General features: G+C 30.8%; 1 pseudogene. It reads right to left on the reverse strand.

The features are described 5' to 3' along the window. Window positions 1-102 precede the first annotated feature (102 nt). Window positions 103-299: pseudogene (locus AAEY57_RS19645) on the reverse strand (S41 family peptidase); the annotation flags it as partial.

Raw genomic sequence — 299 nt, forward strand, 5'->3', positions numbered from 1 at the left:
TTGTTGCTGAGCTAAAACAAATAGCTAATATTAGCCATTTTATTATTTTCACGTTTATAGTTTTTATTATCTTTTTTAGCTTTGTTTAACAGCTTATACAAGCTATTGCATGCTGAGTAATTGTTTAGCTTTAACTAATTGTAAATCTGCTAAGTTACCAGTAAGTAATTGCGCGTTACTGTTAGTATGTTCATTTTTTATTATAACGGCTTTATTACTTTGTGAAAGGTTTGTTTGATTAACCGCCACATCTGGGGTTATTCCTATACCATCAATCGATTTACCTAACGGTGTGAAGT

The organism is Pseudoalteromonas sp. MER144-MNA-CIBAN-0113 (assembly GCF_040308965.1).
GTDB classification, from domain to species: Bacteria; Pseudomonadota; Gammaproteobacteria; order Enterobacterales; family Alteromonadaceae; genus Pseudoalteromonas; species Pseudoalteromonas tetraodonis.